The 22,960-nt window shown below is 70.4% G+C and carries 20 protein-coding genes; 15 read left to right on the top strand and 5 right to left on the bottom strand.

The genetic code is table 11. The features are described from left to right. Window positions 1-30: 30 nt before the first annotated feature. On the bottom strand, window positions 31-456 hold the full coding sequence (locus WME96_RS43660; protein ID WP_437287447.1) for a hypothetical protein: 426 nt from the start codon (window positions 454-456) through the stop codon (window positions 31-33). A 299-nt stretch (window positions 457-755) separates the two neighbouring features. Here WME96_RS43660 and WME96_RS43655 point away from each other — a divergent pair, with 299 nt between their 5' ends. Both WME96_RS43655 and WME96_RS43650 read left to right on the top strand, forming a co-directional pair. Next, the gene (locus WME96_RS43655; protein WP_437287446.1) at window positions 756-1,856 is read left to right on the top strand and encodes a sensor histidine kinase; all 1,101 of its coding nucleotides are present in this window, start codon (window positions 756-758) and stop codon (window positions 1,854-1,856) included. Beyond that, window positions 1,853-2,629 (top strand): LytR/AlgR family response regulator transcription factor, encoded by a 777-nt coding sequence (locus tag WME96_RS43650; protein WP_437292418.1) that lies wholly within the window; start codon window positions 1,853-1,855, stop codon window positions 2,627-2,629. Before WME96_RS43655 ends, WME96_RS43650 begins: the two co-directional genes overlap by 4 nt. 229 nt (window positions 2,630-2,858) lie before the next feature. Here the strand turns inward: WME96_RS43650 and WME96_RS43645 are convergent, their stop codons facing one another. Beyond that, window positions 2,859-4,517, bottom strand: coding sequence for a transglutaminase-like domain-containing protein (locus WME96_RS43645; protein ID WP_437292417.1), 1,659 nt, complete (start codon window positions 4,515-4,517; stop codon window positions 2,859-2,861). 1,410 nt (window positions 4,518-5,927) lie between these two features. Between WME96_RS43645 and WME96_RS43640 the strand changes: the two genes are divergently transcribed. Next, the gene (locus tag WME96_RS43640; protein WP_437287445.1) at window positions 5,928-7,235 is read left to right on the top strand and encodes a sensor histidine kinase; all 1,308 of its coding nucleotides are present in this window, start codon (window positions 5,928-5,930) and stop codon (window positions 7,233-7,235) included. A 140-nt stretch (window positions 7,236-7,375) separates the two neighbouring features. After that, window positions 7,376-8,185 carry an AAC(3) family N-acetyltransferase gene (locus WME96_RS43635; protein WP_437287444.1) on the top strand — a complete coding sequence of 270 codons (810 nt, stop codon included), beginning with the start codon at window positions 7,376-7,378 and terminating at the stop codon, window positions 8,183-8,185. 5 nt (window positions 8,186-8,190) lie between these two features. Here WME96_RS43635 and WME96_RS43630 read toward each other — a convergent pair whose 3' ends face one another. Next, the gene (locus tag WME96_RS43630) at window positions 8,191-8,673 is read right to left on the bottom strand and encodes a hypothetical protein (RefSeq protein ID WP_437287443.1); all 483 of its coding nucleotides are present in this window, start codon (window positions 8,671-8,673) and stop codon (window positions 8,191-8,193) included. An 843-nt stretch (window positions 8,674-9,516) separates the two neighbouring features. On the opposite strand from WME96_RS43630, the gene WME96_RS43625 reads away from it, so the two are divergent. After that, window positions 9,517-12,711, top strand: coding sequence for a hypothetical protein (locus WME96_RS43625; RefSeq protein WP_437287442.1), 3,195 nt, complete (start codon window positions 9,517-9,519; stop codon window positions 12,709-12,711). Between the two features lie 141 nt (window positions 12,712-12,852). After that, window positions 12,853-13,491 carry a hypothetical protein gene (locus WME96_RS43620; RefSeq protein WP_437287441.1) on the top strand — a complete coding sequence of 213 codons (639 nt, stop codon included), beginning with the start codon at window positions 12,853-12,855 and terminating at the stop codon, window positions 13,489-13,491. Between the two features lie 122 nt (window positions 13,492-13,613). On the opposite strand, the gene WME96_RS43615 is transcribed toward WME96_RS43620, so the two are convergent. Beyond that, window positions 13,614-14,207, bottom strand: a complete 594-nt coding sequence (locus WME96_RS43615) for a TetR/AcrR family transcriptional regulator (protein WP_437287440.1) — start codon at window positions 14,205-14,207, stop codon at window positions 13,614-13,616. Between the two features lie 100 nt (window positions 14,208-14,307). Between WME96_RS43615 and WME96_RS43610 the strand changes: the two genes are divergently transcribed. Further along, the gene (locus tag WME96_RS43610; protein ID WP_437287439.1) at window positions 14,308-15,333 is read left to right on the top strand and encodes a hypothetical protein; all 1,026 of its coding nucleotides are present in this window, start codon (window positions 14,308-14,310) and stop codon (window positions 15,331-15,333) included. Between the two features lie 85 nt (window positions 15,334-15,418). Beyond that, window positions 15,419-15,751: an antibiotic biosynthesis monooxygenase family protein gene (locus WME96_RS43605; RefSeq protein ID WP_437287438.1), complete on the top strand. Its 333-nt coding sequence runs from the start codon at window positions 15,419-15,421 to the stop codon at window positions 15,749-15,751. Window positions 15,752-15,849: 98 nt separating this feature from the next. Here WME96_RS43605 and WME96_RS43600 read toward each other — a convergent pair whose 3' ends face one another. After that, the gene (locus WME96_RS43600; protein WP_437287437.1) at window positions 15,850-16,008 is read right to left on the bottom strand and encodes a hypothetical protein; all 159 of its coding nucleotides are present in this window, start codon (window positions 16,006-16,008) and stop codon (window positions 15,850-15,852) included. Between the two features lie 566 nt (window positions 16,009-16,574). Here WME96_RS43600 and asnB point away from each other — a divergent pair. The 7 genes from asnB (at window position 16,575) to WME96_RS43565 (ending at window position 22,866) form a co-directional block, all read left to right on the top strand. Continuing rightward, window positions 16,575-18,173, top strand: a complete 1,599-nt coding sequence (gene asnB / locus WME96_RS43595; RefSeq protein ID WP_437287436.1) for an asparagine synthase B — start codon at window positions 16,575-16,577, stop codon at window positions 18,171-18,173. Between the two features lie 100 nt (window positions 18,174-18,273). Continuing rightward, window positions 18,274-19,815 (top strand): PqqD family protein, encoded by a 1,542-nt coding sequence (locus WME96_RS43590; protein ID WP_437287435.1) that lies wholly within the window; start codon window positions 18,274-18,276, stop codon window positions 19,813-19,815. Between the two features lie 6 nt (window positions 19,816-19,821). After that, window positions 19,822-19,947: a hypothetical protein gene (locus WME96_RS43585; protein ID WP_437287434.1), complete on the top strand. Its 126-nt coding sequence runs from the start codon at window positions 19,822-19,824 to the stop codon at window positions 19,945-19,947. 2 nt (window positions 19,948-19,949) lie between these two features. Next, window positions 19,950-20,666 (top strand): class II glutamine amidotransferase, encoded by a 717-nt coding sequence (locus tag WME96_RS43580; RefSeq protein ID WP_437287433.1) that lies wholly within the window; start codon window positions 19,950-19,952, stop codon window positions 20,664-20,666. 16 nt (window positions 20,667-20,682) lie between these two features. Then, window positions 20,683-21,483, top strand: coding sequence for a 2OG-Fe(II)-dependent halogenase WelO5 family protein (locus WME96_RS43575; RefSeq protein WP_437287432.1), 801 nt, complete (start codon window positions 20,683-20,685; stop codon window positions 21,481-21,483). Window position 21,484: 1 nt separating this feature from the next. Next, window positions 21,485-22,384 (top strand): EamA family transporter, encoded by a 900-nt coding sequence (locus WME96_RS43570; RefSeq protein WP_437287431.1) that lies wholly within the window; start codon window positions 21,485-21,487, stop codon window positions 22,382-22,384. After that, on the top strand, window positions 22,381-22,866 hold the full coding sequence (locus tag WME96_RS43565; protein ID WP_437287430.1) for a YbaK/EbsC family protein: 486 nt from the start codon (window positions 22,381-22,383) through the stop codon (window positions 22,864-22,866). The genes WME96_RS43570 and WME96_RS43565 overlap by 4 nt, the downstream gene beginning before the upstream one ends. Window positions 22,867-22,960: the final 94 nt, after the last annotated feature.

Raw genomic sequence — 22,960 nt, 5'->3', positions numbered from 1 at the left:
CTCTCCTCTCCTCATCATCTCGTCGTGACGTCACAAGGGCTGTACGACAGCGAAATACAGGCCGTCGAACGAGCGCCCGAGCCGCTTCGATGCGAATCGCTCCGCGAAGCCCATGGCGATGACCCGCACCTCGTCGGCCCGGGAGCGCGCGCCTCGCGACGACGACAGGGTGACCACCCAGCGGCGCTCCCCTTCCGCCCTCTCGACCTCCAGGTACGTGTACGACCCGGCGTCGAGCCGCTGCACGACGCGCCCCTCGAAGCGCGCTCCCTCTCCGGCCGGCAGCAAGAAGGCCGACAGGGGCCCGAGCGGGCCCGCATCGGCGCCCTCGGGAGCCGGGAGCCAGCCCGCGCTGGCGCACAGCCCGACCGCGCCGGCGCCGAGGAGCGCGAGGGACACCACCGTCACTGCTGCGAGGCGCGTCCGCCGGCGCCCGACCTGTCTCGTCGCGATCATCGCTCTCTCCCTTGCTTGCGCGCCATCGGCACGCCGCGATCTCACCCTGCCTCCCGCGAGCGGCCCCGGCTCGCGCCGGCCGACGAGGGCACGCCAGCGCGCGACCGGCGGCACCAGCGCGCGAGCGGATGGCGCGGATCGCGGCCGGCGCGCAGCGCCTCGCGCCCGCGCGCCGCTCGTCACGCGGCGGGCGCGCGGCGCTGCCGCTCGTCGCGAGGCGCCGCCGCTCGTCGCGCGCAGACGACCGTTCGTCGCGTTCATCTCTCGGCGCGGCGGCCGTCTGCTATCCTGTCGACATCGTGGCCGCCGCCCGCAGTGAGACCAGGCCGTCGCGACCCGTCCTCATCCCGCGCGCAGCGATGTGGTTCGGCGCGGTCGCGCCGCCCTTCATCACCCTGCTGCTCGACGATGACGCGATGGACGTGCTCCGATGGGATCACCCCGGCGGGCGCTGGGCGGCCGCGCTGCGCGGTCTGGCTGCGATCACGCTGTACACCAACGTGATGGTGCTCGCGCATGCGGCTGCCTACAACGCCGGTCTGGCACGATTGCCTCTCCAGAGGCTCGCCCGCGCCGTCCGGTTCGCCGTCTATGGCCTGACCACTGCCGTCGTCGTGACCGCGGGCACGCTGCTGTCCATCCCGGTGTTGCGCGTGGTGTCACCGGGCATGGTGAAGGACCCGCTCGGCCTGGTCGTGAAGGGCATCCTCATCACCGTTCTGTGGCTCGGCGCGATCTACATGTACGCGCAGTTCATGGCCCGCATCCGGACGGAGAAGCTGCTGGCGCACCGGGAGCAGCTCGCCGCGCTCGATGCCCGCGTGCGGCTGCTCCAGGTGCGAACGAACCCTCATTTCCTGTACAACAGCCTGAACAGCGTCATGAGCCTCATCGCCACCGACCCCGAGCTCGCCGAGGAGACTCTGGGGCGGCTCGCCAAGCTCTTTCGCTACTCGCTCGAGGGCTCGGAGCGGCACGTCGTTCCGCTCGGCGACGAGATCGCCAACGTGACCGACTACCTCGAGGTCGAGACGATCCGCTTCCGGGAGCGGCTCCGGGTTGCGATCCTCGTGGATCCGGCGCTCCACTCCATCAAGGTGCCGCCGATGCTGCTCCAGCCGCTTGTCGAGAACGCCGTCAAGCACGGCGCCAGCCGCCGCGTGGAGGGCGGCACGGTGACCCTCCGCGCCGAGCTCGCCGGCGACGATCTGCTGCTCTACGTGCTCGACGACGGCCCAGGCCCGGACGGCTCGAGTCACCGTGGCACCGGCACCAGCCTGATCGATCTGCGGGAACGGCTGCGGCTCCTCTATGGAGACGAAGGGCGCCTGTTCGCGGGGGTCGGTCCAGAGGGAGGGTTCATGGCCCGGCTGCGCTTGCCGGCGCGGTGGAACCGATGACCGTGCGCGTGCTCGTGGTCGACGACGAAGCGCTCGCGCGCGCGCGGCTCGTGCGCATGCTCGCCCGCGTCGAGGACGTCGAGGTGGTCGGAGAGGCGGCGACGGGCGCGCACGCGCTCGAGCGCACGCGCGAGCTCCAGCCCGATCTGCTCCTGCTCGACGTGGACATGCCGGGGCTGGACGGGTTCGGCGTTGCCGAGGCGGTCGGCATGCCGCTCGTGGTCTTCACCACGGCGCACGCTCAATACGCGGCGCTCGCCTTCGAGGCCGATGCGGTGGACTACCTGCTCAAGCCGGTGGTGCAGGAGCGCCTCGAGCGGGCCCTGGAGAAGGTCAGGCAACGCCTGCTCGCGCGGTCGGTCATGGCCACCTCGGCGCGTCCACCTGAGCCACCGGCTCCGGCGCCTGGAGAGCGCGCCGCCGAGTCGGCCGCCGGGGTGAGCGCGGCCGCGCTCCTGACGGTTCACGACGGGGGCAAGGTCCGCTTCTTCGATCCGCTCCTCGTCACGCGGTTTCGCGCCGAGGACAAGTACACGGCTTTCCTCTTCGACGGCGAAGAGCACCTGTTGCGGGAGAGCCTGAGCACGCTGGAGGAGCGCCTCGCGCCCTTCGGCTTCGTCCGCGTGCACCGGGCCGAGCTCGTTCGTGCGAGCGCCGTGCGGGCGCTGACGCCGGACGCTGGTGGCGCGCTGCTCCACCTCTCCGATGGTCAGACCGTCTCGGTGAGCCGTCGCTCCTTGCCAGCGCTGAAGCAGCTGCTCGGGCTGCGGTAGCGCCGCGGTTCACTCGCACAGCGGCGGGTAGTCCGCGGACCCTTCCGCCAGGGCTCTCCGCCATGGCGGGCTGAGGCATCCCCTCGACTTCTTCAGAAAATTCACAGGGAGACGGGGAGGAGAATCTTCAAGATACTCCCCGTCTCCCCGCCTCCCTGTTCAATATCTCCCCTGAAAAGGGTCGCTATAGGAGGGCTCCCTCAGCACGGCGGGAGGGATCTCGGCAGGTTCAGAACTCGAGGTCGAGGACGTACTGGACCGAGTCGCCCAGCTTGAGCCTGTCGTTCGGATCGGGGGAGACGTCATCCGGCTGACCATGGTCGTGGAAGACGACCACGTACGACTCCCCCTCGGGGAGGGGATAGGTCGTCGCGCGATCGGCGCAACGCGCCGGCACCGAGGCGGTCCACCTGGGCGCCACGTCGGGCTCGTTCTCCACCGGGGGGCCGTTGGGATCGACATAGGGTCCCACGCAGAGCACCGGCTGCAGGGTGCTCCCGCCAACCGTCCTGACGGAGACCGCCCTCGCCCCCGTCGTCGCCTTGCTGATGCGATAGACGTCCTTCTCGCCGCGCCCGAGGTAGCCCGTGACGCCGCTCTGCGTCAGCCAGAAGTCCGGTCCGGACTCGTACGCGGCCTGCAGCGACAGGACGTCGTCCGCGCCGACGTCGTCCGTGGGGCCCAGCGGGTCCCAGGTGACGGTGTTCGTCGTCGTGCCGCGAGGCTTGTACCCCGAGAGCACGAACACCGCCTTGCCGTACTGCGCCTGCGGCGCGATCCCCTCCGAGTAGCGCTCCCAGAGGAACTGATACGGGACGCTGCCGGAGCCGTCGGGGTTCGTGGCGTCGAAGACGTACCAGGGACCTGTGTCGCTGTCCGGGGCCGAGCTGCTGTTCGACTGCTTGCCGCCGTGGTGGGGCACGGTGGGGATGTACGCCTCCGTGAAGAAGTGGTTCCCCCAGCCGCCGAGGTTGCCGTCGCTGGACACGACCCGGGAGAGGACACCCGCGCTGCGGGCGATGGCCGCCAGGACCGGAGCGTAGTCGTAGCACTGGACGCCCCCGATGCCGTCCTCCCAGCTGAGCTGCGAGTTGGGCTTTCCGTACTGGAGCGACTCGGCCGGATCCAGTCCATCGCTCAGGAAGATGGACGACACATCGCCCAGGTTGGTCGGCTGGCTGTACCGGTAACGCTGCGTGACGAGCCGGTACAGTCGGCGCATGGTCTCGAACTCGCTCGTGGTCCCCTGCGCCGCCGCCACCGCGTGATCCAGGAACGAGAACTTCGACTCGTCCGTGGTCCGGCGGAACGCCCCGGTGAGCTTCGTGTGCACTTCGTACGGCGGCGACCACTCGTAGAGCACCGTGAAGTGGTCGCGGATGTTGTCCTGATCGGCGCCGTACGCGCCGTGCACGTTGACGCCGTCCTCGTCCTCGTCGTAGCCGTACGTCTCGAGCTCTGCCTTGGAGATGGCGCCGCTGGCGACGAGCGGATAGGGGTTGTGGATCGCGTAGAACACGACGTCCTGACCGATCCGGGCGCCCGAGGGGGCGAACGCGCGCACGAAGTAGCGTCCGACGGGCGCGTCGCCCGGCACGGTGATCCGCCAGTGCTCGCGGTTCCGGCTGGAGAGCGCGCCGTTCACGAAGATCCCTCCCCTGTAGTCGCCCTCGGCGGGCAGAGACTTCGTCCAGGGGACCTCCGCGCCCGTGGCGTCCGAGATGATGCGCAGCGTCGCGTTCTGGGTCCCGTTCAGGCTCGAGTCCTCGACGGCCACCGAGAACGTCGTGCCGCGGCGGACGGGCGGCGGGCGGACCCCGTTCGTGACCGTGGCGCCCTGCGCGAAGGCCACGCCCTCGCTCCAGGCGTCGTAGTCGCCCGTGCGCATCGCGCCCTGGTAGAGGAACTGGACCCGGTCCCAGCTCGTCTTGGCCCCGGTCGGCGCGAAGCTCTTCTCGCTGACGCCGAACCAGAACTTGGCAGGATTGTAGTTGCTGGCGCTGAGCGAGAACTCGAGCGTGTGCTCCGCGACGTTGAGTTGCCCCAGCGGGAAGTTGTAACGGCCCTGATCGAACCCGCGGCGATAGAGCAGGTTGCCGTTCAGCTTCACGTTGTCGGCGTAGGCGGACTGGCTGGGATCGGCGTTCCGGTAGGCGCCCCCCTTGAGGAACACCGGGGACGCCGAGCCGTCCACGGCGACCCTGGCCTTGACCTGCACGGCGGCGCTCGCGGGGTCGACCCAGCCGATCTTCAGGGAGCTCCCGGAGACGTCGGTCGCCTTGAAGCTCAGGGTGCGGCCCGCGTTCGGGGCGACGTAGCTGAACTCGAAGCGGTACCAGCCCTGGCGTGAGCTGGAGAGCTCGTACGTCTGCTGGCCGCTGGTGTTCCACAGCGTCTGTTCGGTCTGGTCCGCCGCTCCAGGGCGCGAGGTGACCTTCACCGACTCGAACCTGTGGTTCCAGTCCACCTGCCCCGTCGACGTCTTCGCGGCGACCTCGAACCGGATCCGCTCTCCGTTCGTATCGGGCTGATAGACGTGAACGATCTCGGTGAAGGTCCCCGAGCCGGAGAGCGTCTGCTCGACGGACTTCAGGTAGACCCTGCCAGGGACCTCGAGGGCCCGGAGGGGCGCAAGGGTCTTCTGGAGAGCCTCATCGGAGATGTTGGGGATGCTCGCGAGCTCCTGAGCGGAGGTCTCGACCGGGGCCTCGAGCGCGAGCTCGTCGTCGGCGCATCCGACGATCGGGCCGAGGGCGCCGAGGAACAAGAGGGCCAGAGCGTCGCCGTGACGGGCGGCGCGCCGGGCGTGACGAGACGTGACCTGCGTCGACGAGATGCTGGTGTCGATCATGATGCCTTCCTCGGAGACGCTGGGCCCCGCGCGTTCGGGCGGGCGTACGGCGTGATATGCCCATCGCGGCGAGCCGGCTCGCCCGCGGGCGCGCGGTGCCCAGCATGGAGTCGATCCGACGGAGTTCTGGGGCATTGTAAACACATTTTCCAAATCGGAAACTGCATGTCCGTCATGCATCCTCTGCATGCCATCGCCGTCGCCCCGCGCGGGCGTGAACGCCGCGGCGCAGGCGTGCGGTCCGCCGCGCCGGCGCGCGCCACGGCGCGAGCGCGGCGTCCGCCGGGACGCTCCGGCGCGTCGCGCGGCCAACGAGCGGCGCCGGGCAGGCGCGACGATCCCGGCCGAGGGGCCATGCGTTCCCAGGCAGCGCGGCGCGTCGTTGCGCGTCGTACAACGGAGTAGTGCCTTGTCGGGAGCGGGACCGGGCGTTAGAGCACATCGAAGATGAACTCGAACGGCCCTGATGATCCAGCCCGCTCGGGCGGTCAGGAGCTGAGCTTCCGGGAGAACCACGGCGCGGAGCGCCTCCTCTGCGCCGTGCAGGAGCTATGGCGCGCGCGCGATCTCCAGAGCATCCTGCAATTCACGGCCCGAGCCGCCCGGGAGCTCACCGGCGCCGACGGCGCGTCCTTCGTCCTCCGCGACGGTGAGCTCTGCCATTATGCCCAGGAAGATGCGATCTCCTCGCTCTGGCAAGGCAGACGGTTCCCGATGTCGAGCTGCGTCAGCGGGTGGGTGATGCAGCATCGATCACCGGCGGTCATCGACGACATCGCGCTCGATCCCCGGGTCCCCCTCGACGTCTACAGGCCGACGTTCGTGCGGAGCATGGCGATGGTGCCGATCCACGCCCGCGTGCCCCTCGGGGCGCTCGGGATCTACTGGCGCTCTGCGCGCGTGATCGCGACGCAGGAGCTGACGATGCTGCAGGCGCTCGCCGACGGCGCCGCGCTGGCGATGGAAAACATCTTGCTCCGCGAGGGTGCGGACAGAGCCGCGGCGCGGATGAGCGAGCTCGAGGCGGCGACGCGCGACCTCGCGGAGCAGTGTCAGGCGCTCGCGGACGGCCAGCGGCAGAACGACGCGCTGAACGAGCTCCTCGCGCACGACCTCCGGAGCCCCGCCGCGGGCATCATGCTGGTCGCCAGGAGCCGGCTGCGCGATCCGGACATCCCGGAGCGGGAACAGCACCGCTGGAGCAAGGTGCTCTGCTCGGCCGAGCTCATCCAGCGCACAGCGATGAACCTGCTCGACACCTCGAGCCGCCAGATGGGGGCGCTCGTCCCTCGGCTGGAGGAGATCGATCTCGCGGCGTTGTTCCGGGAGATGGCCGGGATCCTGGAGCCGCACGCGGCCTCGCGCGAACAGCGCATCGAGGTCCGCCCGGGCGCGCCCGGCGGCTGCCGCGTCCGGGCCGACGGCGACCTCCTGCGCCGGGTGCTGCAGAACCTCCTCGACAACGCCCTCCGCCATGGCCCCGCGCGCAGCGCGGTGCGCGTGGAGGCGCGGCGGCTCGACGCGCGCTGGGTGGAGGTCGCCGTGCGCGACGAGGGCCCCGGGATCCCTGTCCATCTGCGCGACCACATCTTCGACAGGTACGCCCGGCTCGACGGGCGGAGCTCCTGTCTCTCCGCCGGCCGAGGCCTGGGGCTGACGTTCTGCAAGCTGGCCGTCGAGGCGCACGGCGGCACGATCGAGGTGAGGGACAACGAGGGCGGGGGGAGCTGCTTCTGCGTGCTGCTGCCGGCGTGACGGCCTGTAGCCCCGCGCGGCGCGTGGCGGATTGTCCGTCACGTCCGGCGGCCGGGAGCCGCGCGCGAATGAAGAGGCCGCAGGCTCGCAAGGAGGGCGTCCCTGGCCCCCGGAGCGGCCCGTGATGGTAGGCCTGGACCATGCACGAGGCGAGCGTGAGCCAGGTGGTCGCCGAGCTGCGCGCGCTCGGCGTGAGGCCGGGCGGCGTCCTCCTCGTCCACACGTCGTTCAGGGCGGCGCGGCCGATCGAGGGCGGGCCGCTCGGGCTGATCCGCGCCCTGCGCGCGGCGATCGGGGACGACGGCACGCTCGTGATGCCGACGATGACCGACGGACAGAGCGTGTTCGATCCCCGGTCCACGCCGACCGCCGGCATGGGGATCACCGCCGAGACGTTCTGGCGTCAGCCCGGCGTGCTGCGCAGCGGCCATCCGGGCGGCTCGTTCGCCGCCGCCGGCCCCCACGCCGCGCGCATCTGCGCGCCGCAGCCGCTGTCACCCCCGCACGGGCCGGACAGCCCCCCGGGCCGCGTCCACGCGCTCGGAGGCCAGGTGCTGCTGCTCGGCGTCACGCACGCCGAGAACACGACGCTGCACGTCGCGGAGGCCATCGCGCACGTCCCCTACGCGGTCGCGCACCCGTGCGTGATCGAGGTCGACGGCGCGGCCCGGACCGAGATGATCCACGAGACGGACCACTGCTGCCGTCGCTTCGGGCTCGCCGATGGCTGGCTGCGCGCGCGGGGGCTGCAGCGAGAAGGCAGGGTGGGCAACGCCCACGCGCGCGTGTGCGCTTCACGCGATCTCGTCGCGGTGGCGGTCGAGCACCTCGCGAGGAGCCCGCTGGCGTTCCTCTGCCCGCCCGACGAGGGCTGCGAAGAGTGCGACGTGGCGCGCGCCAGCGTGCCGGCGGGCCGCGTCCGCGGAGATGTTGAATCAAGCGGGGGGTAGAGCCGTCAGCGCGAGGATGCCTTGATGACGGCGAGAGCAGACGTGTACTCAGCCATCGCCCTGGCGATGGTTGCGGCTTGCTGCTCGAGTGCCGCTGCAAGGTGGAGGGACTCGCGCTTCCGGCAGAGCGCTTCGCGGGCGAGGACATCGTCCCCCGCTCGGACCGCGAGCTTCGCATTTCGCTCCCATTCCGCCGCGTTCGCGGCCTGATGCGCGGCCTCTCGCGCCAGCGCCGCGCCGTACCTCTCGAGTGCTTCCAGCCGGCGTTGGACTTCCTCGAATCCACGGGCTCTCTCTTCCCCGGCGCTCGGCCGGGAATACAAGCGGCGTCGCAGCCTCGCAAAGGCGCGCGCGAGCCAATGAGGTGCCGCCTCCCGTGCCCGCGCGCGCTCGAGCTGGGCAATGCCACGTGCGATGTCATCGATGCGCTTCAGATCGCGTTCGATGCGGCCGGCGAGCTCAGCGAGCTTCTCGTGCTGCGATTCCATCCCGATTGTCCCGTCTGCCTCACGACGACGTGGGCTCCACCCGCCGTACGCTCGGCTCACCCGCGAGCTGAGCTTCGCGTCGCGTGGAAAGATGACGATTCACTTGCGCGCGACCCGACGAAGCTCCCGTAGACGAGCCCGCAGGTCGGTCCAGTGTCGTCCTTCTCATGGGATCTCCTCCCTTCGATATCTCGCCGGCGCGACCGGCGTATCACAACGCCGCGCGGAGGGGGTAGCGTCGAGCCCGGGCGCGGCGCGCGGCGACGGCGGAGGCGCGCGCTGCTCACGGCCATCCCGACCTCTGCTCGGGCCGACGCGGCTCCGGCGAGCGGAGCCTCCCATGGCCTGCGGCGGCATGGCCAGCGCTCGAGGTGCGCCCGGACGGATCGACGGCCGCGGCGATGCGCTGCGCTGATTGAGCAAGCGCTTGCGCATCCTGCGCGGCGCTGCGCACCCCCACTCGCCACCATCGCCGCGGAGAGAGACCGCCGGCGCCGCGGTATGCGGCATTTCGCGCGGCAAGACGGCGTGAGGCGCCGTGGACACCGCCCCGAGACGAACCCCGGAGCGCGGTGGAACGGGGCATGCAACTACCCGGCGCACAACGACCTGAACTCGTTTGCGCTCGGCGCTCCCGACGCTCCGCGCCCGCGACCCCTTCCCAGGAGCGGGCGGCGTGCGTCGCGCGCCGCACACGCCGAGAGGCGAGACCGGCGTCGAGGACGCACGCACGCCGCGCCTTTCACGCCGATATCCATCGTTTGACATGCAGAGCCCCGCCATCGCGGGTCTTCAACCATCCCCCGTTCTCTCCGGCCCCAGCGCCGGAAGAGGTGAATCGACATGAGCCTTCGCGTTAACCGTGTTTCCCCGATCCCCCACCCCCCGTTCCCCTCCTGCAGCCCGCCGGTGCGCCGCTTCACGTCGCTCGCGGCGCTCCTCGTCGCGGCCGGCGTGTCGTGCGCCCCGCCCCACGACGCGGGCGATCCCAACGCCCCCGACCCGAGCGACGCCGTCGCGTCGCAGGCGGCCGACGCCGACGGCCTCGGCGGCACCGGCCGGGCGCGGTCGGCCCTCGTGACGACCGCCGCGGTCCTCCCCGCGGCGGAGCTCGATCGGGTCGCGTACGCGGCCGCCGCCGCGAAGGTCAACGACCCCAGGCTCGACCTCCTCGCCGACGCGACGAGCCGGCTCGCGGCGCGCCACCCGGGGCTGACGGCGGCGGAGTACCAGGGCGCCATCGCGGAGATGTGGACGCGCATCGAGGCGAGCCAGCCGAACGCGCTGCACGACCTGAGCGGCCAGGAGATGCGCTTCATCAACCGGACGCTCGCGCGCATGGTGCCCGGCCTCGGCAGCGGCGCGGCCGCGGACGCGCTGCGCGACGCCGCGCGGAGCTACCTGTCCGCCCTGCGCAGCGATCTCGACGAGATCCGCAAGGTGTCGCCCCTCGACTCGCTCCACGACCAGCACGGCGCGGCCCAGCAGTTCCGCGAGGCGTGCTGGGAGCGCCTCCACGCCGCGGCGCGGGCGAGCGGCGCCCTGGCCGCCGCCGTCGACGGCGGCGTCCTCCAGGCGCGCCTCGCCGTGAGCACCAGCGACACGGCCAGCCACATCCTCGGCGTCCACCCGGTCGAGCCGCTGCGGAGCTTCGTGCTCGCCAACGTCCAGGCGGACGGCAGCCTCTCCGCCAGCCAGAGCGCGGTGGACACCCTCATCGAGGCGGCCGGCAGCGCGGCGCTCGCGCAGACAAGGGCCTACGCCGACAGCCTGTTCGCCCTCGACGCCGCCGAGCAGGAGTTCCTGAGCTCCAGGTCCACCGTCGTCGCGGCGAGCGCCGGCGCGCCCGCGCTCGTCGCCGCCGCGAGCGGCGCGAGCGACGCGGAGGCCAAGCTGAAGAAGGCCATCGAGGACGCCACGAAGAAGCAAAAGCAGCTCGCCGACAAGCTCGACAGCGTGAAGTCGGGCGCGACAGGCGCCCTGCGGGTCGCCGCCAAGCTGGCGTCGCTCTCGAACGACCCCGGCTTCGCGGACGACATCGAGATCCTGAGCAAGACGACCTCGATCCTCCTCGACACCTTCTCCAAGCACTCGAAGGGCGCGCTCGAGACGGCGTCGAAGCTCGCCGGCATCCTGAAGCTGGGCGATACGGGCTTCAAGGTCCTCGGCGCCGCCGTGTTCACCGGCGACCTTGTCGGGGCGGTGTTCCAGATCATCTCGCTGTTCAACAGGGACGACAAGCCGTCGATCAACCAGAAGATCCTGCAGAACCTGCGCGACATCCGCGAGCTCGTCGGCGACGTCCGCACCGAGATGCACGCGCGCTTCGATCGACTCGACCAGAAGCTCAACGACATCCACGACGCGGTGATGGAGCAGTTCGAGCACGTCAACTTCGAGCTCGGCGAGCTCGAGGTGGACCTCGAGGAGGTGCAGCTCGCCCTGTACACCGTGCAGGCCGACCTCAACCGGCTGGATCGCAACATGTATGCGTTCCTCGACGCGGCGGAGCGGCAGCCGCTCGTGGAGGGCATCGCCGGCTTCCTGAATTACGAGCAGCGTACAGGGCTCGAGATGGCGTACAGCCCGACCTTCCTCGACGGCGAGAACCGCTTCTACACCTGGAGCTATTTCACCTCGAAGGACGCCATCCAGGCGGGGCCGACCAGCCGGAGCTTCGACGACGCGCAGATCGCGACCGAGCTCGGCAACTACCCGCTCGCGACCAACATCAATTACCTGAGCGAGCTCTCTGCCGTCCGGTTCGGGCTCTCGAAGCTGTCGACGGAGCGGCTGGCGAACCCGCTCACCTGGATGACGGCGGCGGAGAGCTATGCGCAGCTCGGCGAGGAGTGGCCCGAGCACGCGGGCGAGGTCAACCCGGCCCGGCTGGACCGCGTCATCGACGCGGGCGAGGACCTGGCGGCGGGCCTCGACCGGATCGCCTCACCCGCGCTGATGCGGCGGCTGTCGGAGCACTACCGCGGCAAGGTGACCGCGCTGAGCGACGCCATCTCGCAGTTCGAGGCGACGTTCGAGGGCGCCCCGAGCCGCAAGCTCCACGGCGTCGACCTGTGGAGCGGCGCCGACCAGATCCCGGCCGCGCACGACCTCAAGGGGAGGCAGCCGCTGCGGTCGTGCCGGAACAAGGCCTTCAGCGGCGGCCGGGAGTCGTTCGAGCTCGATCTCGGCCCCTTCGCCGCCGACTATGCGCCGCTCGCGCCGCTCATGATCGCGGACAACCTCGGCGGGCTCTCCGACCTGAAGCCGTGCATTCACGCGGCGTGGACCTGGGAGAAGGCGACGGAGCTCCCCTGGGGGTGGAACTGGACCTTCCGGCTCGATTTCGCGGTCCGGGTGACCTACGGCGCGACGACGGTCCATGACATCTGGTTCACGACGAACACGCGGCAGACGCGGCTCATCCGGACCTACGACCCGCCGTTCGACCCCGACACCTTCTGGTCGCCCGAGGGCCGGCTCACCGAGGCGGTCTGGAACGAGCGCGCGCTGTCGTGGCGCCAGCTCCTGGCCACCTCGGCCCTCCTGAACCAGGCGCGCGCCGCGGTGCACGGCAAGCTGGACGACCTGCAGCGGCAGTTCTACGGGCAGGTGGCGACAAAGCTCGGGCAGCTCGGCGATCCGATCCAGGTCGCCGGCAGCCAGCTCACCGGCTCGAAGGCGCTCTGGGAGTCGTACGTGGCCCTCGGATTCCCGCTCTCCCTCGAGCAGAACGACACGCTGCGCGCGCTCCTCTACGGCGGCGAGTCGCTGCTCACGGGCGCCGGCGGCGACGCTGGCGCCATGAACAGCGTCCGCGACATCTACCTCGCCATGAGCGGGTCCGACGATCTCCCGGAGGACAACCTCCTTCCGGCGGTCGTGTCGCTCTCGCAGGAGCGCTCGGATCGGCTGCTGACCACGGTGAACGACATCAACGCGGAGATCCGCGCGGCCGAGGAGCTCGAGGGCAGCGCGCTCGTCCAGGGGACGCTCACCCGCCTGTACCTGCTCAAGGCACAGACGCCGGACGGCTGAGCGGACACGGCGCGCCGCTGTCGGGCTGCATCGCGCGCGTCGACGTCGAGCGCACGAGATTCCCACGCTCGGAGGAGGCGACGCTGTCCGCCGCGGCGCGCCCTGCTTGACCCCCGGCACGGCCGCGCCGACAGTCGAGCGATGCTCCGCCACGTCCTGTTCGCCGCATCGGCGCTCCTGCTCGGCGCCTGCGGGCCGTCGCGAGCGCCGTCGCATGCCGCGGCGCCCCGCCCCACGGCGTCCGCCACCGCGGCGCCGGGCACCGCAGCGCCGGCTACCGCGGCGCCGGCGGCGACCGTGGCCGCCGCGCAGATCACCGTGCGCGTGGAGACGGGCCACGTCCTCCCCGAGGTGCGCCGCGCCCTCGACAAGGAGGCCGCGCGCGCGGGGGCTCCGGGGGAATGCGTGCTCGCCTGGGGAGCGGTGCCGCCCGCCGGGCCATCGACGTGGACCGCGCGCGTCGCGTGGCCCGGCGGCTCGCTGGACGGTCAGGTGCGGTGCGGCGCGGACGTCGATGTGATGTTCATCGGCGAGCGCATGCGGGACGCAGGCATGTTCGCCTTCCGTCGCGGCGTGCTGCACGCCGCCCATCCCTCGGATCCGGAAGACTCGAGGCCGATCGAGCGCGTCCCGACGTGCGCGGCCCCGCCCTCGAATCAGACGCTCGCGATGGTCGTGTCGACAGACGAGGCGGATCGCGATCAGCCGGCTGTGCCCGCGCTCGAGGCGATGCGTGACCTGCGCTGCGTCGTCGCGGCCGCGATCTGGCCGTTCCGGTGAGCGCGACATCTCTCCCTGGGTCGGCTCGCGCCCTCATCGCGCGCCGTTCACGCCACAGGCAGCCTGCGGTGACCTGACCCGGGCCAGCGCTGGCGCCTCCGCACGCCGCTGCTGCGGCCCGTCTAGGCCGGCGGCGCGCCGCGGCCGCGGATCAGCGGCAGGTAGACCTCGTCGACGATCTCGACGAGCACGCCGTCGGGCACGTTCGGCGCGCCGCGGGTGATGAACTCGTTGCGCAGCAGGACGACGGCCACCGTCGCGACGCGGGGGTGCAGGGCCTCCGGCGCCACCTCGCCGCGCGCGACGGCGCGGCCGAGGATCGTCAGCCACAGCGCGCTGCCGCCGTCGTTCGACGCCTCCTGGACCTGCCTCAGCAGCTCGGGATCGTCGCCGATCCCCGCCAGGAGGCCGCGGAGCACGTCCCCCAGCGGCGAGGACCACTGCCGGTTCGCCCCCCGCAGCAGCTCGAGCACGTCGGCGCGCAGCGAACCGGTGTCGGGCAACGCCACGCTGCTGGCGGCGAACTCCCGGTAGGCGGCGACCGCGAGCGCCGCCCGGCTCGGCCACCGGCGGTAAATCGCGTTCTTGTTCGTCCCCGCGCGCTTCGCGACCCCATCCATGGTCAGCCCGGGGAAGCCGACCTCGGCGAGCTCCTCGGCCGCTGCGCGCAAGATCGCCTGCTCCAGGACCACGCCACGCCGCCGCTCGGCCACCACGCCGTTACCCGCCTCCGAAAAAACGTGATTTAGATTACGTTGCGCACGCGCCGAAGCGATTTAAGGTACGATCAGTACCTTAACCGGAGCGCCACCGACCATGCGAGCCCACGGCATTTGCTACGACACCGGCTTTCTCAACAAGGGCAACAGCACCCACGAGCCGTTCGACCCTGACCGCGTGCGGCGGGACATGCGGGTCATCCGCGACGATCTGCGCTGCACGGCGGTCCGCATCACCGGCGGCGCCCTGGACCGGCTGACGATCGCCGCCACCCACGCCGCGGCGGCGGGCCTGGAGACGTGGATCTGCCCGTTCACCACCGACCTGACCGGCGACGAGCTGCTCGCGCTGCTGGCCGCGTGCGCCGACCACGGCGAGCGGCTCCGCCGCGAGGGGACCGAGGTCGTGATCGTCACCGGCTCGGAGCTCAGCCTGATGAACAAGGGCTTCCTGCCCGGCGAGACGTTCGTCGACCGGAGCAAGGTGCTCGCCGAGCCGGGGCCTCGGCTCCGCGAGCTGCTCGCCGCGATCCCGGCCCGCATGAACGAGCTCCTCGCCCGCGCCGTCGCGGTGGTCCGCGCGCGGTTCGGCGGCAAGATCAGCTACGCCTCGCTCCCGTTCGAGGGCGTCGACTGGGCGCCGTTCGACATCATCAGCACGGACACCGGCTACCGGTACGCGCAGATCGCCGGCCGGTTCCCCGAGCTCATCCGCGCCTTCGTCGCCCAGGGCAAGGCCCAGGGAAAGCCCGTCGCGATCACCGAGTTCGGCTGCGCGACGTACAAGGGCGCGGCCGACGCCGGCCCGCGCGGCGGCGACATCGTCGTGTGGGACGAGGCGACCGCCACGCCGCTCGGGCTGAACGGCGAGTACGCGCGCGACGAGGCCGAGCAGGCGACGACCCTGCGCGAGCTGCTCGAGATCTTCGAGGCCGAGGGCGTCGACGCCGCGTTCGTGCACGTCTTCGCTACCTACGCCCTGCCGCACGACCCGGACGACCCGCGCAAGGACCTCGACCTGGCCAGCACCGGCGTCGTGCGGGTGCTCGAGGACGGCACCTGGGAGCCCAAGCAGGCGTTCTCGATGCTCGCCGACCACCACGGACGGCGGAGATGCGCTTGACGCGGGCGGCCGTCCTGGCGTCCCGTGGGCTCACCAGCGCGGAGCGCGGGTCCGGCGCCCTGCTCGCGCTGTCGCAGGAGGTCACATGATCAGACGGATCTGGCACGGCTGGACGAGCCCCGAGAACGCAGACACCTACGAGGCCCTGCTCAAGACGGAGATCTTCCCGGGGATCCTCGCGAAGCAGGTGCAAGGCTTCGAGCGCATCGAGCTGCTCCGGCGCCCGCTCGGGGAAGAGGTCGAGTTCATCACCATCATGTGGTTCGACTCGATCGAGGCGGTGAAGGCGTTCGCCGGCGAGGATCACGAGACCGCGTACGTGCCAGCGAGGGCGCGCGATGTCCTCGCGCGTTACGATGCCCGATCGCAGCACTACGAGGTCCGCGAGGTCCGGGAGAGCGCGAGCCTCGCCGGGTAACCCTCGGAATGAGAGAGCTCGTGCGCGAAGCGTCGAAGCCTGGTTCTCGCTTTCACGCCCGGCCTCACCGGCATCCAAGGAAGGTGCATGGATAACCCTCACAGCTCGCCGTCGTGCACGCCCTGGCGTCGCAAGAGGGCGCCCCGCTGGTCGGGCGCGTGCTGGTGGGCAGCGAGCACCAGGCGCAGCTTGTCGTCGGCAGTCTTCGGCTGTCCGCTGGGCACCGGTCGCTCCAGCGCGTTCGTGTTGGTGGCCATCGCTGCACGACGGGTCTCGCGCAGCCACTTCGACGGATGGGCCGCGGGACGCCGGCCTGCTTGGCCAGTTGCGTGGCGGTCAGGGCGCCCGGCCGCACCATCCGCTGGACCATCTCTTCTCGAAATGCCTCCGCATACGGCGGTCTCGATCGGCTCCTCCGACGTCGCCCTGGTCACGATCTCCTCGACGCCTCGGGCCAGACTGCCGGCCTGAGGAGGCGACAAACCACCTGACGTGAAGGGCCGGCGCCGCCTGAGCGGTGTACAGTCCTTTGCGCGCAACGCGTGGCGTCTCCGCGCAAGATCTGGAAGGAACCGGCCGAACGCGAGGCGGACACCTCGCTTCGGAGCGGGACCTCTCCGCGGCATGGCGGTTGCTGAAGTAGCTGCTGAAGGAGCTGCTGAAGGACACGACGCGAACCGCGCCGATGCCGTATCGGGATGCGAATCGCCGAGCGGCCCCTGGGTGCGTCCCGGCAGGGGCGGGCACCCGGGGACGCGAAGGGGGACGAGCTCCTTGGCGGCTTTCCCCGCGGCGTCAGTGGAAACGCTCTGGGAGTCGAATCATGTGCGGAATCCTCGCCTATCATGGCGACCACGTTGCAGAAGCAGCGGTCGAGCTCTTGCGCCCTTTCGCACGCATGAGCCACCGCGGTCCCGACCATTCGAGCTGGGAGACCGTCGGACCGAAGGCTCTCTTCGGCTTTCACCGGCTCGCCGTCCGGGGGCTCGGCCCCGCAGGCAATCAACCGCTCTGGTCGAGCGACGGAGGGGCCGCGATCGTGTGCAACGGGGAGGTCTACAACGACGCTGCGCTGCGCGCGGAGCTCGGGCATTACCCCTGGCGCTCGCGCTCGGACTGCGAGGTCATCCTGCCGCTCGTCCGCAGGCACGGCCTGCGCGGCGCCTGCGAGCGGCTGGACGCGGAGTTCGCCTTCGCCTATTTCGACGGCGCCTCGGGGAACGTGTTCGCGGCGCGCGACCCGATCGGGATCCGGCCGCTGTTCTATGGTCATTGCCGGCGCGGCGGCGGCATCGTCTTCGCCTCCGAGGCGAAGGCGCTCCACGACGTTTGCGGCCAGGTCCGCGTCTTTCCGCCCGGGCATTGCTACGACGGGGAGACGTTCGTCCAGTACCGCGACCCGAGCGCGGTCGCCCGGGTCGTCGCCGATGACGAGGGCACGATCGCCGAGACGCTGGAGCGCCGCCTCGTCGAGGGGGTGCGAAAACGCCTCGCTTCCGACGCGAAGATCGGCTTTCTGCTGAGCGGCGGCCTCGACTCCAGCCTGGTATGCGCCATCGCCTCGCGCCTCCAGGCCGAGCCGATCGAGACCTTCGCCATCGGCATGGCCAGGGATGCGATCGACGTGAAATACGCGCGGCTCGCGGCCAGGCACATCGGCGCCCGGCACCACGACGTCTACGTGACCGAGCAGCAGGCGCTCGACGCGATCCGGGACGTCATCTACCACCTGGAGACGTGGGACATCACCACCGTCCGCGCCTCGGTGGGCATGTACCTCGTCTGCAAGTACATCCGCGAGCACACGGATATCAAGGTACTGCTCACCGGCGAGGTCAGCGACGAGCTGTTCGGCTACAAATACACCGACTACGCTCCGTCGGCCGCGGCTTTCCAGGAGGAGGCCGCCAAGCGCGTCCGGGAGCTGCACTGCTATGACGTCCTGCGCGCGGACCGGTGCATCAGCGCCCACGCCATGGAGGCGCGGGTACCGTTCGGGGACATCGATTTCGCGAGCTACGTCATGGCCCTCGATCCGTCGGGGAAGCTGAACAGGACCGGGATGGGCAAGCGCCTCCTGCGGCAAGCGTTCGCGGGGAAGGGCTACCTGCCCGACGAGATCCTCTACCGAGAGAAGGCGGCCTTCTCGGACGCGGTAGGGCACAGCATGGTCGACGCGATCAAGGCGTTCTCCGAGCTCCGCTACACGGAGGCGGATCTCGCGGTCGCCCAGGTGGAATACCGCTACGCGGCGCCGTTCACCAAGGAGTCACTCCTTTACCGGGAGATCTTCGAGGGCTTCTTCCCGGGCCGCGCGGAGCTCGTCCCTGCTTACTGGATGCCGAACAGGGACTGGGAGAACTGCGACGTGTCCGATCCGAGCGCGCGCGCTCTGCCGAACTACGGCGCGAGCGGCGCGTGATGCGGGCGCGCTGCGATCGTCGCCGCCGGGCCAGGAGGCCCGCGCGGAGGGGCGCGGTCTGCCCGCTGCGACGGGCCAGCACCAAAAAAAAGGATTCACCATGATGTTCGTTCAATCGTACGATGCACCTGTCACGAGCAATCAAGTGCCCGCGCGGAGGGGCCGGGAGGAAGCGCTCTGCGGCCTCCTCGCGTACCTGTCCCCGCAGCACATCGACGGCGCCGCGCGGTGCGCGGCCAGGCTGCACGCGCGCCTGCCGGACAAGCAAACGCTTCACCGAAGCCAGGTGCTGGTCGCCTACGGCGGGGGCAAGGACAGCACGTACACCATCGCCTTCGTCCGGCTGATGCAGCTCCTCCTGCACCGTGCTCACGGCGATACGTTCCGGCTCCGGGTCGCGACCAACCGCCACGCGGGGATGCCTCGAGCCGTCATGGAGAATATCGGGCGCGCCTACCGCGCCCTGAGGATGCTGGACGATCCGCTCTGCGAGCCATTGCTCATCGACGGAAACGAGGTCAAGCCCTTTCGAGAGGGCGAGCCGCTGCCACCTTGGCTGGTCCAGCGGAACCGGGACGACATCCTGATGACCGGTCATCGCACCTCCGCGAACGGGAGGCCGACCTTCTGCAACGCGTGCAATTTCAGCATGGTGAATGCCTTCGGCCTCGCCGCCGCTCACGAGGGAGGGGTCGACGTCATCGTGACGGGCGACGCGCGGCGGGAGCAGCGCGCCTATTACGTCTGGGTCCGGCGCCTCGCGCAAAAGCTCGGGATCGACGGCATGGAGGGCAAGGGGACCTTCGGCGGGTTCCTGGAGACGATGCGGAGCATCTCGGCCATGTATTTCCGCGATATTCACGGCGAGCAGGCCACGAGCGCGGTCGAGCAGCGTCTCGTCGCGTCGGAGCTCCGGAAGGAGCTGCACTTCTTCTCCATCTACGGAGATACCGATTACGCGTCGGGGGCTCACTGGGACCTGCTCGCCGGGCACCTCGGCTTCACGTTCGACGACATCGCGTTCAGCTTCAGCGAGTCGGACTGCGCCAACCCAGGGATCATGGCCCACCTGCGGGGCCTCCGGTGCGAGCGGGACCACGGGCGCAGCTATGCGGAGGGCATCGACGAGTACGTCCGGTTCGCCGTGGGGCTGATGCGCCAGAAGGACTTCCCCGAGGCGCTGGTCAACATGATGCTCGCCCGGTACGAAGGGAGGGCCGGGGTCATGCGCATGCGGTCCCGCATGAACGACGTGGCGCGCGAGCTGTACGGGCTCGAGGAGGAGCAGCTCGTTTGCATGGTGTACTCGCCCTTCGCGGGGCGAGGCGAGCGCTTGCAGCCTTATCTGGAGCGCGAGCACCCGCGCCTCGCGCACCTCGGCGACTCCATCCACGCGCTCCTGCGGGGCGACCCGCGCGTGGAGGGACGGGAATCGACGCGCGTTTTCCTCGAAAGGACGAGCGGGCTCACCGTGCCTCAGCTCCAGGTCGTCTATGCCGCCCCGCGGCATGATCTCGTGCCGGGGAGCGCTGACGGGCACCTCATCGCCCATATCCTCGCGCGGGATCCGCACAAGCAGGTCATCCAGACACGGCACGCCAAGGGCGGCCCCACCGTGGACGAGATCATCTCGGGCAGGTGAATGACGATGAGACGTGCAGAGCCTGCCTTCGTCCAGCTCGGCGCCACGCGCGACGGGCTGGATCCCTACCTCGACACAGACGAGGCGCGCGCGCATCCGCGGGTCTGCCTCGCCGCGCGCCTCGGAGCCTGACCATGTGCCGGTTGATCCTCGCCCACGGTCGTTTTTCCACCGTCGCCCTGCTCGACGCCGCGATCGCGATGAGCACGGGGCGCACAGCCGAGCACGAGGGGCCGACACGGCACCACCCCAACGGCTGGGGCGCGGTGTTTCGGGATCCGCGCGCACCGCATGGCCTCGCCGTTCACCGGGATGTGCGGCCCATCGAGCACAGCGTCGGTGAATCGATCGTGCCGCGGGTCGACACCGATTTCCTGGTGGTCCATGTCCGGCACGCGACGCTGGCCAGGAATCAGGGGATCGGATGCACGCATCCCATCGCGCGGCATGGCGCGCGAGGCCCCTTCTATTTCCTGCACAACGGGTTCATGCCGACGGTGTACCAGCGGCTCGGGCGCGAGCGCTCCGAGTTCGACTCGGCCGAGTACCTCGACTACCTCCTCCCGGAAGGCGAGGAGGCGCTGGACGTCGACGCGGCGGCGGCCAGGCTGCGCGACATCCCGCACGGCGGGACCTCGGCCAACGCGATCCTGGTGAGTCCGCGCCGCGCCCACGTGATCCACTGGACGCCGGAGGATACGCCGTACCCGCGCTATTTCGCCATGCATCGCCTCGCCCTGCGGGACTGCACCGTGATCGCGTCGGAGATCATCCCCGCGCTCGCGCCGCGCGAGCGGTGGGAGCCCCTCCCGCCGCGAGAGATCGTGCAAATCGAGATTCACAGGGGGTAAGCCCGAGATGAACGATATGAGTGATTGGGATTGTGTTACCTGCTCCGTCGAGCACCGCGCGCTGGGTCCGGAGATGCTCCGCGCGCTGGTACGGAACGAGTGCGCCGTTCTCGTGCTGCGGGACCTCATGTCCCCCGCGCTCGTCGAGGAGACCCGGCGCCTCGTGCGCGCCCATTACGAGAGGGCGCTCGCCACCCGGTACGCGAACGGCACGTTGACGACCATCGGCCCGTACCTGGCCAAGCACCTCGCGCAGCCGGACCGCTACTTCGAGGACGCGCGCGTGACGGACGAGGTCTTCTCGGGCGCAGGGCGCGATCCACGTCTGCTCGCGCGTGAGGGGCTACGAACGTTCCTCGGGCTCCGGAGCTGCACGGTCGCGCGCGAGGCGGACGGGCGCATGTACGCCGATTCGGTCGTGCGTATTCATGCGGACGGCGTGCGAAACCCGCTGCACAACGACAACATCATGCGCGACGCCGCCGACACGAGCCTCGTCGTCCGCGGGCTGCGACACCAGTTGAGCTGCATCGTCTGCATCCAGGAGTGCGACGAGGGAGGCGAGCTGATTCATTACCGCAAGGCGTGGGACCTGGACGACGAGGCGTACAAGATCAAGGATGGACTCGGCTACGAGCGGGGCGTGGTCCACGGCGTGGCCCGCCAGGTCTTCAAGCCGCGGACGGGCGACGTGTACCTGATCAACCCCACCAATTACCACGAGATCGAGCGGGTCCGTGGCCGCGACCGCGTCACGATGGGCTTCTTCCTCGGATTCCTGGCGGACGGCCTCCTGGACGCCATCGTCTGGAGCTGACATGAAGCCGCGCGACGTCCTGCTCGGTGTGTTCACCGCACTCCTCTGGGGTTTCAACTTCGTCGTGATCAAGCTGGGGCTCGCGACGTTCCCGCCGCTCCTGTTCTCGGCGCTCCGGTTCCTCGTGGCGGCCGTTCCGGCGGTGTTCTTCGTCGGGCGGAAGGGCATCCCGTGGCGCGTCATCGTCCAGGTGGGGCTCGTGCTGGGCGTCGTCAAATACTCGCTGCTCTACCTCGGCGTGAAGGTCGGGATGCCGGCCGGGCTGTCCTCGCTGGCCATTCAGGCGCAGGTGCCGTTCACCATCCTGCTTTCGTCCGTCGTGCTCCACGACTCGCCCTCGCGCATGCAAAGGCGCGGCGTGGCCATCGCGCTGGGCGGGATCGTCCTTCTGGCCTCCACGCATGAGGGAAACGTCGATCCGGTGGGGTTGGCTCTCGTCCTTGCAGCGGCGGTCGCCTGGGCCGTCACCAACGTCCTCTTGAAGGGCGCCGGCGGGGTCGACCCGTTCCGACTCATGATATGGATGAGCCTGGTTCCGCCGCTGCCGCTGCTCGTGCTCTCGTATCTCTTCGAGGACGGGCAGGTGAACGCTGTGTCCCACATGGGCGCGGCAGGGCTCGGCGCGGTGCTCTACACGGGGCTCGTCGCCACCGTCCTGGCCTTCGGCGTCTGGGGGCGCTTGCTCCGGCGATATTCGGCGAACCTCATCTCGCCCTTCGGGCTGCTCGTGCCCGTGTTCGGCATGGCCTTCTCGACCCTCTTGCTGCACGAGCGATTGAGCGGCGCCGGAATCCTGGCGGCGGCCCTGATCTTCCTGGGGCTTCTCACCGTCGTCCTCGGCCCTCGTATCGAGCGCAAGCTCGCGTCGCCGGCCATCGACCCGACCAAGGTGCGCACATGATCGCAGACGTCCACCAGCGACTGATTGCCCTGTTCGAGGGGAGCGGCGCCGCTTTCCGCGTGGTCGAGCATCCGGCCGAGGGCCGGACCGAGGTCGTCACGCAGATGCGCGGCAATCGCCTCGGCCAGGCGGCCAAGGCCATGGTGGTCATGGTGAAGCTGGGCAAGAAGGATCGGCGCTACCTGCTCTGCGTGGTGCCCGGGGATTGCCGCATCGATCTGGCTGTCGTGAAGGGTCTCGGCGGCGGCACGCACGCGATGTTCGCGCCGCCCGCCGTGGCCGAGCAGCTCACGGGCTGCGTCATGGGCGCCGTCCCGCCCGTCTCGTTCGACGCCGAGCTGGCCCTCGTCGTGGACCCGAGGCTCCTGGAGAACGCGGAGCTCGTCTTCAACGCCGGGCGCCTCGACCGCTCGATCTTCATCGAGCGGGACGCGTACGTGGCCGCCGCCAGGCCTACGCTCGCGGCCATCGCGGTTTTGTAGCGACCGGCCATCGCCGCGCGCGGGCCGATGTCTCCGGGCAAAGGCAGCCGGAGGTGGTCGTGGTGTGGGAGCGGTGACGTCCCCCGCGCTTCGG

Source organism: Sorangium sp. So ce406 (genome assembly GCF_051474675.1).
Taxonomy (GTDB): Bacteria; Myxococcota_A; Polyangia; order Polyangiales; family Polyangiaceae; genus Sorangium; species Sorangium cellulosum_G.
This window is presented reverse-complemented; position numbering and strand designations above follow the sequence as displayed.